The organism is Ruegeria sp. BB10 (genome assembly GCF_056535725.1).
This window is the reverse complement of sequence record NZ_JBQFIW010000001.1, coordinates 1,899,965-1,915,968: the sequence shown is the minus strand read 5'-3', so window position 1 is coordinate 1,915,968 and position 16,004 is coordinate 1,899,965. Positions and strand designations below refer to the sequence as shown.

The window sequence follows — 16,004 nt, the reverse complement described above, 5'->3', positions numbered from 1 at the left end:
CGTCTCTGACGAGACGCCCCCCAAAGTGTTGGGTCGGGCCGCGCGTACAGCGCGGCGGTTGGTTCAGGTGGTCCGCGAAGGCCAGATGGGTTGGGATGTGCCCAGCTTCGCGGCTGGCAGAGGCCATGACATATGGGCCTGGCCAACGGACAAAGCCGGTTTCAGGCGACGCCCGGGACCCCAACCGGATGCTTCAATCTCTTGAGCGTAATCGGATGTTGTGGGGGTTGTGATCTCTTCGTCCTGCTCGGATTTCGCCAACGCAGCCAGTAGTTCCGCTGTGCGGGCCAGTGACAGCTGCGCCAGCATGATGGAGTTTGCAGACGCGGCCTCGGCCAGTGCCGACAGGACCGTTGCAGCCATCAGATAGCCTGTCGCGTGATCCAGCGCCTGAACCGGCAGAGGGGTGGGTTTATCGGCCTTGGCCCAAGCGCGACCCGCGTCTGCGATGCCTGCGCTCATCTGTACGAGGCTGTCAAAACCACGTCTGTTGGACCACGGCCCCTGCCAGCCATAAGCGTTCAGAGTGACCTCAATTCGGTTGGGAGCCAGTTCATCACGTTTTATCTTGGTCAGTCCAAGCGCATCCAGCGCACCCGGGCGGTAGCCATGAATGAAGACATCTGCTTGCGCCAGCAGGTCTTCCAGCTTCTTCAGACCGGCTGGCGATTTCAGATCTAGATAGGCGCAGTGTTTGCCCAGTGAAATACCCGGAATGACACCCGGCTCATCCCATCCAGGCGGGTCGATGCGCAGAACTTCGGCACCGAACCCCGCAAGCGTGCGAGTCGAGACCGGTCCGGCCAGAACACGCGTCAGGTCCAGAACGCGCAAGCCTGCCAGCGGACGTCGAGCCGTTGCCTCGGGACGGTCGCGCGGCGTGATATGCCGCGGGCTGTGCCATCCGATCAGCGGATCGCGCGACACCGCCCGCCCTTGCGGGTGTTCCAGCCATTCGGTCCGACCGCGCATCGCGGCGGCCGCGCCGCCCTCGGCCACAACCGAGGTTTCCAAATCGGCGATGGACCAGTCTTTCACAGCCTGTGCAACTGCGTCCCGGTTGGCTTGCGCCTCCAGCACCTTCAGCGCCGCTGCCCGGTGGGAGGGCAGATTGGTGTGCAGCCTGATCCAGCCATCCGACGCCTGATAATCCCCGGCGATTGGGTCCCAGAGGCTGGGCATCTCCCACCCGTCTGGTTTGAACGAAGACCCGTACCACAGCGAAGCCAAACGATGATTGACCGATATCTCAGGCGTTGTGGGGGCAAGGTTCATTGCTGTGATCAGGCGCGCCAACTCTTGACCAACGGCAGCGAAACTGGCGGTTGCCAGTTCGGATACAGCAAACGCGCTGGACCATGCGCCCTTCCCGGTCGACTTGTAGCTGTCTGCGGCGGGGAGGGCGGAAATCAGGCTCATTGCTGGTACGGGTCCAGACTGTCGCGCAATCCGTCGCCCAGGAAGTTGAACGCCAGTACAACGACAATGATTGGCAGCATTGGAATTGCCGTCCACGGATATATCTCGATCGAGGCCAGGTTCTGCGCGTCATTCAGCATCACCCCCCAGCTGACCGCAGGAGCGCGCAGCCCAAGGCCAAGGAAGCTGAGCGCCGTTTCTCCAAGGATCATCGCCGGGATCGACAAAGTGGCCGATGCGATCAGGTGGGACATGAAGTTGGGCAGCAGGTGTTTGCGGATCACGCGGCCCGAGCTTGCGCCCATCATCTCGGCGGCGCGCACGTATTCCTCTTCGCGCAGCGACAGGAATTTGGCGCGCACGGATCGGGCCAGACCGGGCCAATCGAGGATGCCGAGGATGATCGAGATGATGAAAAACACCGCCACCGGGCTCCAATTCGAAGGCACCGCGGCGGACAGGGCCAGCCACAAGGGTAGTTCAGGCAAAGAGCGCAGGATTTCAATGACCCGGTTGATCACCCAGTCGATCTTGCCGCCGAAATAGCCGGCCATTGAACCGAAGATAATTCCAAGGGTGAAAGACACCGAGATGCCGATTAAACCTACGGTCAGCGACAGCTGCGCGCCGTAGAGAATGCGACTGAACACATCCCGGCCCAGACGGTCCGACCCCCACAGGAACAGCGTGGCCCCTTCGGGCGCGCAGAACAGGTGAGTGTCGGATTTGATCAGGCCAGCCAGTTTGTATTCCGACCCTTCACAGAAAAACTTGATCGGGCGCGGATCTTCGAGGTCGGGTACGAATTTCCATTGGAAGGTTTCCAGATCGGCCTCGGCAACGATGGGAAAGACATGGGGGCCGATGAATTTGCCCTCATAGAACCAGTTGACGCTTTGCGGCGGCGCATAAAGATGCTCTCCGTTGCGTTCATTCGGACCATAAGGCGCGATGAACCCTGCGAAAGGCAGCATCAGATAACACAGCAGCAGGAAAATGCCCGAGATCAAGCCCAGCTTGTGAGTTTTGAACTTGCGCCAAACCAGCACCCAGTTTGGCGCGTCCAGATCGGCACGCTCAAGCTGTTGCAGGGCGGCGTCCGGGTCATAGGGGGCGTCGTCGACATAGCGACCATCGGGATGTTGGGTCATGCTTCACGCCCCTCGTACCGGATGCGCGGGTCAAGCATGACCAGCAGAATGTCAGATATCATGGTGCCGATGAGGGTCAGCAGGGCCACGAACATCAGAATAAAGGCGGACAGGAACTGATCCTGCGTTTTCAGTGCCGTCAGAAGGGTCGGGCCGATGGTTTGCAGGCCAAGAACAACCGAGACCAAAACCGAGCCGGACACCATCGAGGGTAGCAGGTTGCCGATATCCGCCACGAAGGGGTTGAACGCCACGCGCAGCGGGTATTTCGCCAGCATCCGCGACGGGGCCATCCCTTTGGCGATTGCGGTTTCCACATAGGGTTTCCCCAACTCGTCCAGCATGTTGGCCCGCAAGCGTTGCATCATGGCCGAAGCCCCCGAGGTGCCGATCACAAAGGTCGGGACGATCAGGTGGACAAGAATGGACTTCAACTTGTCCCAGCTCATCGGCTGGCCTTCAAAGGATGGGTCCATCAAGCCGCCGATGGGTAGGTTGAAGTAACGGTGGCCGTAATAGAACAGGATCAGCGCAAGCAGAAAGTTCGGCGTGGCCAGACCCAGATACCCCACAAAAGCCGACGTGTAGTCGATCCACGTCCGGGACTTGGCAGCAGCAAGGACACCAAGCGGCAGCGCGACGGCGTAGACGAACAGGATGGCGGCCAGATTGACCACTACGGTCAACCACAGGGTATCGCCTACAATCTCGGCCACGGGGCGGTCGAATTCGAAGGACCAACCATAGTTGCCCTGCAGAAGCCCCTCGAACCCGTGCGGGCCGGGCCAGAATCCCATCCAGATCAGATATTGTTCCCAGACGGGCCGGTCCAGCGCATATTCCGCACGCAGAAATTCTGCCTTGGCCACGCCGGCAGACTGGCCGGAAGCCTGCAACTCGGCGATCTGATTGCTCAGGTAATCTCCAGGCGGAAGGTTGATGATCACGAAGATCAGCACCGACACCACCAACAGAGTCAGCAGCATCGTGAAAAAGCGATACACCGCATAGCGCAGCATGACCATTTAGCTGCTCCTGATCAGTCGGCGAAGAAGAATTCGTCCGGCCGGTGAATGCCGAAATGGGCGCCGGGCTCCCATGCCCACATGGCCTGTTCGGGCACGTTGCGCAGGCGGTTCGACACCACCACAGGCTGCGGTGCGCCGTTCAGAATGCCGATGGCAAATAGCTGTTCGGCATGAATGTTCAACATCTCGGTCCAGATTGCCTTGCGATCGTCGTCGTTGGTGGCGACCTCCCAATCATGGGCCAGCTGCATCAGGCGTTCTGCCTCGGGCATGTCGGGAGCTTCGCCTGCGTCGCCGCCGGTTTGATAAAATTGACCCCATTTGGGCCAGGCCAGAAAGACCTGATCAGTCGGAGCCAGATAAGCGGGCGAGGTGTGGGCCTGCGGAATACCGTCATCCCAGCCAAACCAGACCGAAGCCATTGTGTTCCCAGCAAAAACGCGGTTGCGCAAGATGTCCCTATCCAGCGGTCGCATGACCAGAGCGACGCCAATCTCGCGCCAGGTGTCGGTGACGATCTGCAGCGCGTTCTCGACCTCCTGCCGTTCACCGGCAGTTTCGATGATCAGTTCCATCGGGCGGCCATCGGGCAGCATGCGGATGCCGTTCTTGTCGCGTTCGGTCAATCCGGCCTCATCCAGTAGGGCATTGGCCATTTCGATGTCATATTGCGCCCATGCCTGAGCGTTTTCCTCATCATAGAACGGCGACGCGGGCAGAACCGACATCGCGCCGGGCTGGGCCAGTTTGAAATACAGCGCCTGATTGATCGTCTTGCGGTCGATGGCAAGTGACAGGGCACGGCGCACGCGGACATCGCGCAGAACGTCGCGCCAACCGTCATCAGCAAAGTTCAGATTCGGATAGATTGCGATCTGCGACGCGACACCGGTTTTCCACAGCCGTGTCTTGTAGTTCCCGACCTCTTCGCCCTTTTTCAGGATCGACGCATCGCGGAACGCCAGCCCACGCCCCTGCAGGTCGGTTTCACCAGCGTTGGTTTTTGCTGCGACCAGACCGGGGGCGACAATCTCCATCTCGACCACGTCGATATAAGGCAATTGCACACCGTTGCTGTCGATGCGGTGGTAATAGGGGTTGCGTACAAAGTTATGTCGGATTTTCTTGCCCGAGCTGGCATTCAGCCATGGCTGCAGCGTGGGTAGTTCGTGGTTGTCGAATTTATAAAGGTTATCCAGCTTGTTGTGCAGTGCCGCCCAGCTTTTGACCCGGTTGTCTTCGACCAGCGCGGCCATTTCTTCGGGATCTGCATATTTCTCGTGATACGGCTTCAGAAATGCGGCAGGTCGGTAAATGAAGGGCGGACGCGCCTGTGCCAGTGATTGCAGGAAATCCGGGTTCGGGTCCTCCCATTCGAAAACAACCGTGGTTTCGTCGGGGTAACTCACCGTTGGCGTTTTGCCTTCGACGATCAGAAAATCGGGCGGGCCGGACGGGCTGAGCAGCTCGTTATTTGCGACATCTTCCCACCAGTACCTGAAATCCTCGGATGTAAACGGCGATCCGTCTGACCATTTATGCCCCTCGCGCAGGTTCAGGGTAAACCTGCGGTTGTCTTCGTTTTCGTAGGACTCGAGCAGGTCGGGTACAAGTTCGTAATTCTCATTGAAACCCACCAGCCGGGCATAGCCATAGACAACCATCTGGCGGATGTCCTTGGACCGGGTGACCATAGTGCGCAAAGTGCCGCCTGGCGTTCCAAATTCACGCCCCTTTGCCGCCAGATCGACAACCAGCGGTTCATCGGGAAGGCGATCCTGAACAGGTGGCAGATTGCCCGCGCTCACCTCACTTTCCCAAAATCCGCTTTCCTTTGGGGTGGGTGTTTCCGCCGAGGCGGGCAGCATCCACGCAGCCGTCAGCGTGGCAGCCAGAAGCAGGGGGCGAGTGGTCTTAAACATGGCATCGTACCTTATGGCCGGGTTCCATCTCTACCAGCGAAGGTATCACGGAGTCAGTAAATCGGAAGGCGTCATCCCAACTGTCCGGCGAACCTGCGCCCAAAGCAACCAATTTCAGGTCGATTGGGCGGTTGATGTCAGGTTCTGGCTGGGCGGCAATCAGCGCCTTGGTGTACGGGTGGCGGGGATTGTAGAAAAGGGTCTCGGGCGGGGCCTGTTCAACGACCAGCCCGCGGCGCATCACGGCAACCTCGTCGGCAATGCGCGCCACAACGGCAAGGTCGTGAGAGATAAAGAAGTAGGACAGGTTCAGACTGTCCTGCAAATCTTCCAGCAGGGTCAGGATTTGTTCCTGAACCGAGACATCCAAAGCCGATGTAGGTTCGTCGCACACGATCAGCTGCGGGTCCAGCATCATGGCGCGGGCAATGGACAGACGCTGTCGCTGACCACCAGAAAAGGCATGAGGGTAGCGTTTCAGCATGTCGGCGTTCAGCCCAACCCGCAGCAGCATCTCGGCGGCTTTGTCACGCTGTTCAGATGCGGTGCCGATCTTGTGAATCTCCAACGGCTCGGTCATCGCATCCTGAATGCGCATGCGCGGGCTGAGCGAGCTGTAGGGGTCTTGAAACACCATCTGCGCCTTGCGCTGAAACGCAGTGCGCTGGGCGCGGGTCATGTGGTGGACGGTAATAGGGTCTTCGGTTGGCGAGGTGCGGAACAGAACCTCGCCGCCGGGATCGGGAAGTTCGGCGCCCAACGCGATACGCGCAGCCGTGGTCTTGCCCGAGCCGCTTTCGCCGACCACGGCCAGCGTCTTGCCGCGTGCGAGCTTCATGTCAACGCCACGGCAGGCATGGATCAGTTGTTCACCCTTCCAACCCTTGCTGGATCGCAAGGTGTAAGTTTTTGAGACGTTCTTGATCTGTAGGATCAGATCCTCGTCGGGCATCGGTATCCCAACTGAGTCTTCGTCCGGAATCTCGGGTGCGGCGTTGAACAATTGCTGCGTGTAAGGATGCGCGGGTGAGGTCAGGATCGGGGCGGCGGCCCCGGATTCCATCACACGGCCCTTGTGCATGACGACGACCTGTTCTGCCATATTGGCGACCACGCCCAGATCATGGGTGACAAGGATCAGTGCCATGCCGGTTTCGCGCTGCAATTCCTTGATCAGGCCCAGAACCTGCGCCTGTGTCGTCACGTCAAGCGCGGTTGTCGGCTCGTCCGCGATCAACAATTCCGGCTTGGACACCATCGCCATCGCAATCATGGCGCGTTGGCGCATGCCACCCGACAATTCAAACGGGTAAGAATCATATGCACGTTGGGGATCGGGAAAGCCAACGCGCTCGAACTGAGTCAAAACTTCTTTGCGGGCCTGCGCCTCGGACGCGCCACGGTGCAGCCAGAGAACCTCGCTGACCTGATTGCCGATCTTGTGCAGCGGCGACAGGGATCGCATCGGTTCCTGAAAGATCATCGAAACGCGGTTGCCGCGAATGCCGCGCATCTGCTTTTCGCTAATCTTGGTCAGATCTTCTGTGCCTTTGGAATCATTCAGAATGATTGTCCCGCTGCGAATTTGCGCGGTGCGTGGCAAAATCCGCAGCGCTGCCCTGCACGAGATAGTCTTGCCAGAACCGGATTCGCCGACCAGCGCAAGTGTCTGCCCTGCCTCGACGTCAAAATTGACGCCTTTGACAACGGGGTTGCCCGCACCAAAACCGATGCTCAAATCGCGGACAGACAACAAAGCTGTCATGCGGGTATTCCACCCGTTGGGCCGTAGGTCGGCATCGGCTTGATCAACTCCCCGTGTTTTTTGACGCAGTCTCGCGCGGTTGGGGCGGGGTAGTCAAACCCGTTCTTGGGGTGAAATGTCGCGAAAACGTGAAACTGACACCAATTTGTCTACACAAAGTCTTGAGGATTTGCGATCACGGGCCACGTCGACCCCATCTGGCAAATCGACTGATATCAAGGAGAGATTTCCCCGTGCCCGACGATCAAAGCCGACTCGATCTGTTCATTGACCGCATGGTGTCGCAACGCGCCTGTCTGGATTTTGCCATTGCCGAATCGCGTGGCATGGCGGGGCCTGTCTTTGAATTGGGTTTGGGCAATGGGCGCACCTATCATCACATGGCGCAATATGTGAAAGACCGCCCCGTGTACGTGTTTGAACGCGCGGTGGCGTCCCACCCAGATTCAACGCCCCCCGAGGATCGGGTGATTCTGGGCGATGTGCGCGAAACGCTGCCCGCCGCGCTGACGCGTTTCGGTGCCACTGCAAGCCTGATCCACGCGGACCTTGGCGGGCATAACCGAGAAAAGAACGACGCCTTTGCCAGATTTGTTTCACCGTTGATCCAACCTCTGCTCGCAGAAGGTGGTTTGATGGTCTCCAGTGATCGGATGTATTTCGACGAACTGACTGAATTGCCTTTGCCGCCCGGTGCGGTTCAGGGCCGGTGCTTCGTCTATCGCCGCTGAGACACAGGAGCATCCCATGCTGTTCTACGATTGCAAGACCGCCCCGAACCCACGCCGGGCTCGTATGTTCATCGCGGAAAAAGGGTTGGAGGTCGAAACCCGCGAGGTCTCGATCGGCAAAGGCGAACAGCTGAGCGATGCGTTCAAAGCGATCAACCCGAACGCGACCCTTCCTGTGCTGATCACGGATGAGGGCACAGCACTGACCGAGAACCTTGGCATCGCGGCCTATCTCGAGGCCCGATTTCCCGAACCGCCTTTGATGGGGCGCACCCCGGATGAAAAAGGGCTGGTTTTGATGTGGAACAGTATCGTTGAACAGCAAGGCGGGGCGCCCATTGGCGAAACTTTACGCAACACGCATCCCGCCTTTGCCGACAGGGCGATTCCCGGTCCGGTGAATCACGCTCAGATTCCTGAACTGGCGCAACGAGGTGCCGCGCGGGTTGGATATTTTTTCGATCTGTTGGAATGGCGATTGGCGGAAAGTCCCTATATCGCCGGGTCTGAGTTTACGCTGGCTGACATCTCAACATTTGTCTTTGTTGACTTTGCCCGAGTGATCAAGACGCGAATACCGCAGGAAAATTCGGCCACGCTGGCGTGGTTCGAAAAGGTCAGCACACGGCCCAGCGCGCAGCTTTAAACCAGAGAAATCCGTCCAACAATCTAGTGCAGGTAGAACTGTACAGAAATGTCTAGACAGAAGTGAACAGTGGGTCTAGCGTTCTGCCCAAGCCATGTTGGGAGGGCAGGATGAAATCTCAGTACCGTGTTGTGGTTATCGGGGGCGGCGTTGTGGGCGCCTCGGTTCTGTATCACCTGGCCAAGTTCGGCTGGTCGGATGTGGTGATGCTGGAACGGCGGCGGTTGGCATCGGGGTCTTCCTGGCACGCTGCCGGAGGGGTTCATGCGTTGAATGCTGACCCAAATATGGCCTCGCTGCAGGCGTATACCATCGATCTGCTTAGTGAGATTGAAAAGGAATCGGGTCAGAATATCGGTATGCACATGACCGGTGGCCTGACGTTGGCTGGAACGCCCGAACGGTGGGAGTGGTTGCAGGCGAACTACCGTATTTTTCAGTCTATCGGCATTGAGGATTGCGAGTTGCTGTCTCCGGAAGAGGCGCAGCGCCGTTGCCCGATCATGTCCACCGACGGCGTGCTGGGTGCAATGTGGGCGGACCGCGAGGGCTATATCGACACGACCGGCACGGTGCAGGCTTATGCAACGGCGGCCAGAAAACGTGGTGCCGAGTATTACGAGGAAACCAAGGTTGAGGAGCTGATCCAAACCGCGGATGGTTGGAAGGTGGTGACCGACAAGGGCACGATCACTTGCGAACATGTGGTCAATGCGGCTGGGCTTTGGGCCAAACAGGTGGGCCGCATGGCTGGCATCGAACTGCCGGTCTCGCCGCTGAAACACCACTATCTGATTACCGACACGGTGCCTGAAGTGGCGCAGGCGGATTTCGAGATGCCGATGACCGTCGACCTCGAAGGGTTCACCTATATGCGGCAGGACCAGAAGGGCGTCCTTGTTGGTATCTACGAGATTGATCACGAACACTGGGCCATGGACGGCGCACCGTGGAATTACGGCGAAGAGCTGTTCCAAGAACAGCTGGATCGGATTGAAAACGAACTGACGCTGGGCTTTGAGCGATACCCGTCGATTCAGAACGTGGGGATCAAGACGTGGGTAAACGGGGCGTTTACTTTCTCGCCAGATGGTAACCCGTTGGTCGGACCCGTTCCGGGCAAGCGCGGTTATTGGTCGGCCTGCGCGGTGATGGCCGGGTTCTTGCAGGGCGGCGGCGTTGGCAAAACATTGGCCGAGTGGATGATCCATGGCGAGCCTGAGGCGGATGCATGGCCGATGGACGTGGCGCGGTATGGTGATTTCGCGCAGAACAAACGCTATATCCGCGAAACCACCGGGCAGTTCTATTCCCGCCGTTTCGTAATGACCTACCCGAATGAGCAACTGCCCGCGGGCCGTCCGCTGAAGATGGCGCCCGCCCATGACGCAATGACAGAGGCCGGCTGCAAATGGGGTGTTAGCTGGGATCTGGAAGTGCCGCTGTATTTCGCGCCGAAAGGGTTTGAGGAAACACCGACGCTCAAACGATCAAACGCTCACGACATCGTGGCCGAGGAATGCAAGGTGATCCGCGAAGGCGTCGGCCTGTTGGATATCTCGGGCTTTTCGCGGTTTGAGGTCAGCGGCCCCAATGCTGAGGTTTGGCTCGATAAGGTCATGGCATCGAAACTCCCCGCGCCGGGCCGTGCCAAATTGGCCCCGATGCTGGGCGAGGACGGGCGGCTCAAAGGGGATCTGACCGTTCTTAACTGGGGCGACGACACCTGGTGGATCATGGGCAGCTATTATCTGCGCGCCTGGCATATGCGCTGGTTCGACGATCACATGATCGACGGCGTCAATATCCGTGATCTGGGCGAAGAGTATTGCGGTTTCGCTGTGGTAGGGCCGAAATCGCAGGCAGTGGTCGAGAAACTGGCGGAACAGGATATCTCGGGTCTTGGGTTCATGGGCTGCGATGAATTTGATATCGGCCTCGTTCGCGCCCGCGTCGCGCGTATGTCGGTGACAGGCGAAAAAGGCTATGAGATCAACTGCCGTTATGGCGATCATATTGCGCTGCGCCGGATGCTGCTTGAGGCCGGGGCGGATGAAGGTATTCGCGAATGCGGCTTCAACGCGATGCTGTCGACGCGGCTGGAAAAAAGCTTTGGTATCTGGTCGGCGGAGTTCACCCAGGCCTACACGCCGGGGATGACAGGAATGGATCGCTGGATCGACTGGGATAAGGATTTCGTCGGCAAAGACGCCGCATTGGCCGAGCGTGACGGAAACGGCCCGGCGCAAGTGCAAGTAACGCTGGAAATAGACGCGCTGGACGCTGACGCCAGCGGGTACGAGCCGATCTGGTCGGGCGAAGACCGAGTGGGTTTCGTAACTTCGGGCGGCTATGGGCACTATACCGGAAAATCTCTGGCTATGGCTCTGGTCGAACGTGACAAGGCCGAACCGGGTACCGAGTTGACGGTTCATGTGGTTGGTGTTGAACGCCCCGCGTGTGTGATCGCAACGTCCCCATACGATCCGAACGGTAAGGCGATGAGGGGCTGATGGTGATCTCGCAAACATCCGAGCGCGGCAGGCGGCGTCGTGGACGCGGTGCAGACGCCGTGCCTGTGCCAAGCCGCGATGTAAATTACCGCCAGCTGCGGAACCCGTTCCCGGTGATGGAGGTGTTCCCGGCGGATCAGATCGCCGATATGCACGAAACCGCCCTGCGGACGCTTCAGGAGCTGGGGATTAAGGTTCTGCTGCCTGAGGCGCGCCGAATATTCGACAAGGCAGGCGCACGGGTAGAGGAAGACAGTGAAATGGTCTTCATCGGTCGAGAGATCGTTGAGGCCGCCATAACGACAGCCCCCAAGTCCATCAATTGCCGTGCTGGCGCGCGCCGTCGTGATTTCACGCTGGAACTGGGCAGTCTTGTGTTTCAACCAGGGGCAGGGGCTCCGAATGCCACCGATCTGGAAAAGGGTCGTCGCCCCGCGACGGGGCAGGACTATCTGGATTTTTTAAAACTTACGCACCACTTTGATGTGTTCCAGATGATTTCGCCGCAGGTCGAACCACAGGACGTGCCGACCCACCTGCGCCACTATTTCACCACGCAGGCGCAGATGGAGCTGACTGACAAGTTCCCGTTCTTCTACTCTCGCGGAACGCCGCAGGTGATGGATTGTTTTGAGATGCTGACCACAGCGCGTGGCCTGCCGGACGATGAATTCCGCGCCACCCCGCACAGCTATACGATCATCAATACCAACAGTCCGCGGACGTTGGATATCCCCATGGCGCAAGGTCTAATCGACTTTGCCCGCCACGGTCAGATGTCGATTGTCACGCCGTTCACGCTAATGGGGGCGATGGCACCCATTACTGTGGCCGGGGCGATTACGCTGTCTCATGCCGAGGCTTTGGCAGCGGTTACCCTGACCCAGCTAACCAATCCCGGCGCGCCGGTGTGTTATGGGACCTTCACCAGCAACGTGGACATGAAATCGGGGGCTCCAGCGTTTGGGACGCCTTCGCATTTCCAGGCGTCTCTGGCGGCGGGGCAGTTGGCGCGACAACTGGGCCTTCCGTGGCGGTCCGCCGCCGGGTCGGCTTCGAATGTAAACGACGTTCAGGCCGCGAGTGAAAATCAGTTTGGCCTTTGGGGGTGTCTGATGGCCGGGGCCACGGTGATCATCCATTCGGCCGGGTGGCTTGAGGGTGGATTGACGGTCTCGTTCGAAAAGATGATCTGTGACGCCGAAGTGCTGAATATGGTGGCCGAGCTGTGTGCTGGCGCACAAGCGGGCACGGCCGAGATCGGTTATGACACTGCCCTGCGTGAGGTTGAACCCAGCGGCCATTTCTTTGCCTCCAGCCAGACGATGGAGCGCTACAATACCGAATTCTACGAGCCCCATGTGCATGACTATGCCAATTTCGGTACCTGGACCGAGCGCGGATCAATCGACGCCAATCACCGTGCAACGGACGTTTGGAAGACCATCCTGAACGATTTCAAAGCCCCTGCCGGGGACAGCGACAGGTTGGGTGACTTGCAGGACTTCATCGCACGCCGTACGGCTGAAGGCGGCGCACCGCCGGAGAGTTGAATGAACACAAAACCGATCCTGCATAGGGACGATCCCAAGGCCGAACCGCTGGTCGGCAACATCAAGGTCACGCGCGACGATTGGCTGAACGTGGCGATGGATGTGCTGATCTCGGACGGGGTGGACCAGATCAAGGTTCTGAACCTGGCCGAGCGGATGGCCGTGTCGCGATCATCTTTCTATTGGTATTTCAAGTCCCGGCAGGAATTGCTGGACGCGCTGCTGGCCCGCTGGCAGGCAACCAATACGGCGGCGCTGGTTGCGCAGGCCGAAGAACCTGCCGATACCATCACCGCTGCGGTTTGCAATGTGCATCGCTGCGTGGTGAACACGGACCTCTTCGATACGGCGCTGGATTTCGCCGTGCGCGACTGGGCACGCAAGTCAGGCAAGGTACGGCGGGCGCTGGACCAATCGGACGCGCGGCGGCTTGAGGCGTTGCACGCCATGTTTGCGCGGTATGGGTATCCCGAGATCGAGGCCGAAACCCGCGCGCGCGTGTTGTACTACATGCAAATCGGGTACGATCTGGCGCAGTTGAACGAGCCGATGGAAACGCGGCTGTCGCTGGTGTCGCATTACCTTTACGTCTTTACCGGAGTCGAACCCAGGCCCGAAGAAGTCGAAGAATTCAGCGCCTATTCAAAGCGCTATTGGGAGGGAGCAACAGAATGAGTCAACCAGACGCAATTATCATTGGCACGGGTGTCATCGGCGCGGCCATCGCGTTCGAGATGGCCAAGGCCGGGTGGAAAACTCTGTCGTTGGACCGCAATGCTCAGGTCGGTCACGGCTCGACTGCCGGGTCCTGCGCGATCATCCGGATGCATTATTCGACCTTTGATGGCACGGCCTTTGCGTGGGAAGGCTATCACTATTGGCGCGACTGGGCCGAATATCTGGGCCTGCCAGCAGATGCCAATCTGGCGCAGTTTCGTGAAACCGGATGTCTGGTGATGAAGACCGAAGCCAACGGGATGCTGGAAAAGCACATGAAAAACAGTGCGGATCTGGATTGCCCGTTCGAAGATTGGTCGCCTGAAAAAATCACGGAGCGTCTGCCGGTTTATTCATTGGACAGCTTCACCCCGCCCAAACGCATGGAGGACCCGGAATTTGGCCAGCCGAACGGGCGCAAGATGCAGGGCGGCGTGTTCTGGCCGCAGGCCGGATATGTCACCGACCCGGCCTTGTCGGCGCAGAACCTGATGGATGCCGCCAAACAGCATGGGGCAGAAGTGCGCACCGGGGCTGAAGTGATTGAAATTCTGGCGGAAGGTGGTCGCGTGGCCGGGGTCAAACTGGCCTCGGGCGAGGAAATCCGCGCCAAGGTCGTGGTAAATGTCGCTGGACCGGGATCAGCGATTATCAACAAGATGGCTGGCGTATTGGATGACATGACCATCGAAACCCGCCCTCTGCGACAGGAAGTGGTTCACGTCCCCGCGCCCGAGGGATTCGATTTCGAAAATGACGGTACTATTGTGTCGGACAGCGATATCGCGTGTTACTGCCGCCCTGAACATGGCAATCATATACTCGTGGGTTCAGAAGATCCCGAATGCGATCCGCATCAGTGGTGCGAGGATGACGTGCACTACAATCACGACTTCACCGACCAGTGGACCACACAGGCGATGCGCTATGCCCAGCGGGTGCCCAGCCTTGGCATCCCGTCCAAAACCCGTGGGGTGGTTGATCTGTATGATGCGTCGACCGATTGGATTCCGATCTATGACAAATCCAGCCTGCCGGGGTTCTACATGGCCTGCGGCACCAGTGGAAACCAGTACAAGAACGCGCCGATCGCAGGAAAGATGATGACGGCCCTGATCGACTATTGCGAGGGTGGGGCGGATCACGATGCGCAGCCACTGCAGTTCGAGCTGCCCTATATCAAGCGGATGATCGATGTTGGGTTCTACTCGCGTAAACGTCCGATCAACGAAGAAAGCAGTTTTTCGGTTCTGGGCTAGCCTGCCTGCAAAACAGCTCTAGTCTTTCCAGGAACCGTTTGTGGGGTCTTGGATGACTGAACCATCGAACCGAGTTCTGATACTGGGCAGCGCGCCCGGCGCCTTGGCCGCGCAAGGCTGGGCGCGCGATCCCTTTACCCATATTGTCGCGATCAATAACGCCTGGCGCATCCGGCCAGATTGGGACATTCTGATCCACCCCGAAGATTTCCCGATAACAAACCATCCAACTGGACTTGCCCCGCATCAGCGGATCATCACGGCGCAGGACTATGTACCGGCGCAAAATGGGTTTGGTGGGTTTGTCTACGCTGGCGGAACGATGGCGTTTACCGCGGGCTATTGGGCCTTGGCGGCGCTAAGGCCTGCGGTGCTGGCCTTTTTCGGCTGTGACATGATCTACCCGGATACCGGGAAGACGCATTTCTACGGAACCGGTCAGGCTGATCCTTTGCGTACGGATATCACTTTGCGGTCGCTCGAGGCTAAATCGGCGCGCCTGGCGCTGTTTGGTGCAGATCAGGGATGCCAGGTCGTCAGGCTGTCAAAAGGGGAGAGCCGCCTGCTGTTTCCGTCCGTCGGGATCGGTGATCTTGTAAGAGACGACTTACCCGAAACCGATGCGATGCAGGCCATTGTCCAGTCGGAAAATCAGCTGGGGTATCACGTGCCCTCGGGGCGGTATTGGGAAGTTGCGGACAGGTTCGACACTAGCAAGCTTGATGCGTTGGACCAGCAATGGCTGGCTGCCTATCGCGCGTCAGCCCTGAGAGATTTCGCCTGAAACGGTCAATAGATCAGGTGGCGAATTCGGCCCAGGCCCAGACCATCGCGATATAGGTCAGGTTGTGCATCAACTGGTCCAGACCCGCAGCGCGCCAAAAAGCAGCCTGTGTTGGCATCAGTTTTTTCTTGTCAGAATAACTGGCTTTGGCAAAATCGATGTTGAAATGTACGAACCATTCCAGGGCGGCAATTATAAGAATAAAAGCCCAAGGCGCACCGAACAGCACAAAGACAATAACGGATCCGATAACATGTACGCCGGCATGTTGCGCGCGACCCCAGTGAAGATACTCACCACGCCCCGATAGCATTTTGGGTGTCTGAAGGTAGAAATCCGCGAACATATGTTTGATCTGCAACAAGCAGAGCATCGACAACACTGCGCCCAAGCTGGCGGTCAAATTGTTTCTCCCGATATCGTCCTAAAGCGAACTCTAGGGGCTAAACTGGTGCGGCGCAAATAAACTAGATCACACATGGCGAATTTATGTGCAAACTGGAAACTATTTGCGTC

The 16,004-nt window shown here is 58.6% G+C and carries 13 protein-coding genes; 7 read left to right on the top strand and 6 right to left on the bottom strand.

What is annotated here, in order from left to right:
* Positions 1 to 63 precede the first annotated feature (63 nt).
* From ACR3EP_RS09695 to ACR3EP_RS09675, 5 genes are read right to left on the bottom strand one after another with little or no spacing between them, the layout of a single operon-like run.
* On the bottom strand, positions 64 to 1,419 hold the full coding sequence (locus tag ACR3EP_RS09695; protein WP_480637520.1) for a CoA transferase: 1,356 nt from the start codon (positions 1,417 to 1,419) through the stop codon (positions 64 to 66).
* On the bottom strand, positions 1,416 to 2,570 hold the full coding sequence (locus ACR3EP_RS09690) for an ABC transporter permease (RefSeq protein WP_170362473.1): 1,155 nt from the start codon (positions 2,568 to 2,570) through the stop codon (positions 1,416 to 1,418). Before ACR3EP_RS09690 ends, ACR3EP_RS09695 begins: the two co-directional genes overlap by 4 nt.
* On the bottom strand, positions 2,567 to 3,595 hold the full coding sequence (locus ACR3EP_RS09685; RefSeq protein WP_170351800.1) for an ABC transporter permease: 1,029 nt from the start codon (positions 3,593 to 3,595) through the stop codon (positions 2,567 to 2,569). Before ACR3EP_RS09685 ends, ACR3EP_RS09690 begins: the two co-directional genes overlap by 4 nt.
* A gap of 14 nt (positions 3,596 to 3,609) precedes the next feature.
* Positions 3,610 to 5,520 carry an ABC transporter substrate-binding protein gene (locus ACR3EP_RS09680; RefSeq protein ID WP_480637518.1) on the bottom strand — a complete coding sequence of 637 codons (1,911 nt, stop codon included), beginning with the start codon at positions 5,518 to 5,520 and terminating at the stop codon, positions 3,610 to 3,612.
* The gene (locus tag ACR3EP_RS09675) at positions 5,513 to 7,285 is read right to left on the bottom strand and encodes an ABC transporter ATP-binding protein (RefSeq protein WP_170351798.1); all 1,773 of its coding nucleotides are present in this window, start codon (positions 7,283 to 7,285) and stop codon (positions 5,513 to 5,515) included. Before ACR3EP_RS09675 ends, ACR3EP_RS09680 begins: the two co-directional genes overlap by 8 nt.
* Before the next feature lie 275 nt (positions 7,286 to 7,560).
* Between ACR3EP_RS09675 and ACR3EP_RS09670 the strand changes: the two genes are divergently transcribed.
* The 7 genes from ACR3EP_RS09670 (at position 7,561) to ACR3EP_RS09640 (ending at position 15,488) form a co-directional block, all read left to right on the top strand.
* Complete coding sequence (locus ACR3EP_RS09670) at positions 7,561 to 8,016, top strand: class I SAM-dependent methyltransferase (protein WP_254428615.1); 456 nt, start codon at positions 7,561 to 7,563, stop codon at positions 8,014 to 8,016.
* A gap of 16 nt (positions 8,017 to 8,032) precedes the next feature.
* Entirely contained in the window at positions 8,033 to 8,662 is a 630-nt protein-coding gene (locus tag ACR3EP_RS09665; RefSeq protein ID WP_480637516.1) for a glutathione S-transferase family protein, read from the top strand.
* Positions 8,663 to 8,772: 110 nt separating this feature from the next.
* Positions 8,773 to 11,175: a GcvT family protein gene (locus ACR3EP_RS09660; protein WP_226688933.1), complete on the top strand. Its 2,403-nt coding sequence runs from the start codon at positions 8,773 to 8,775 to the stop codon at positions 11,173 to 11,175.
* A complete protein-coding gene (locus ACR3EP_RS09655) occupies positions 11,175 to 12,728 on the top strand; it encodes a trimethylamine methyltransferase family protein (RefSeq protein WP_480637514.1) in 1,554 nt (517 codons plus the stop codon). Before ACR3EP_RS09660 ends, ACR3EP_RS09655 begins: the two co-directional genes overlap by 1 nt.
* Entirely contained in the window at positions 12,729 to 13,403 is a 675-nt protein-coding gene (locus ACR3EP_RS09650) for a TetR/AcrR family transcriptional regulator (protein ID WP_170351793.1), read from the top strand. It abuts the gene before it with no gap.
* Positions 13,400 to 14,704: an NAD(P)/FAD-dependent oxidoreductase gene (locus ACR3EP_RS09645; RefSeq protein WP_480637512.1), complete on the top strand. Its 1,305-nt coding sequence runs from the start codon at positions 13,400 to 13,402 to the stop codon at positions 14,702 to 14,704. Before ACR3EP_RS09650 ends, ACR3EP_RS09645 begins: the two co-directional genes overlap by 4 nt.
* 52 nt (positions 14,705 to 14,756) lie before the next feature.
* Complete coding sequence (locus ACR3EP_RS09640) at positions 14,757 to 15,488, top strand: hypothetical protein (protein ID WP_480637510.1); 732 nt, start codon at positions 14,757 to 14,759, stop codon at positions 15,486 to 15,488.
* A 13-nt stretch (positions 15,489 to 15,501) separates the two neighbouring features.
* On the opposite strand, the gene ACR3EP_RS09635 is transcribed toward ACR3EP_RS09640, so the two are convergent.
* Positions 15,502 to 15,861 carry a DUF3307 domain-containing protein gene (locus tag ACR3EP_RS09635; protein WP_437436841.1) on the bottom strand — a complete coding sequence of 120 codons (360 nt, stop codon included), beginning with the start codon at positions 15,859 to 15,861 and terminating at the stop codon, positions 15,502 to 15,504.
* Positions 15,862 to 16,004 lie beyond the last annotated feature (143 nt).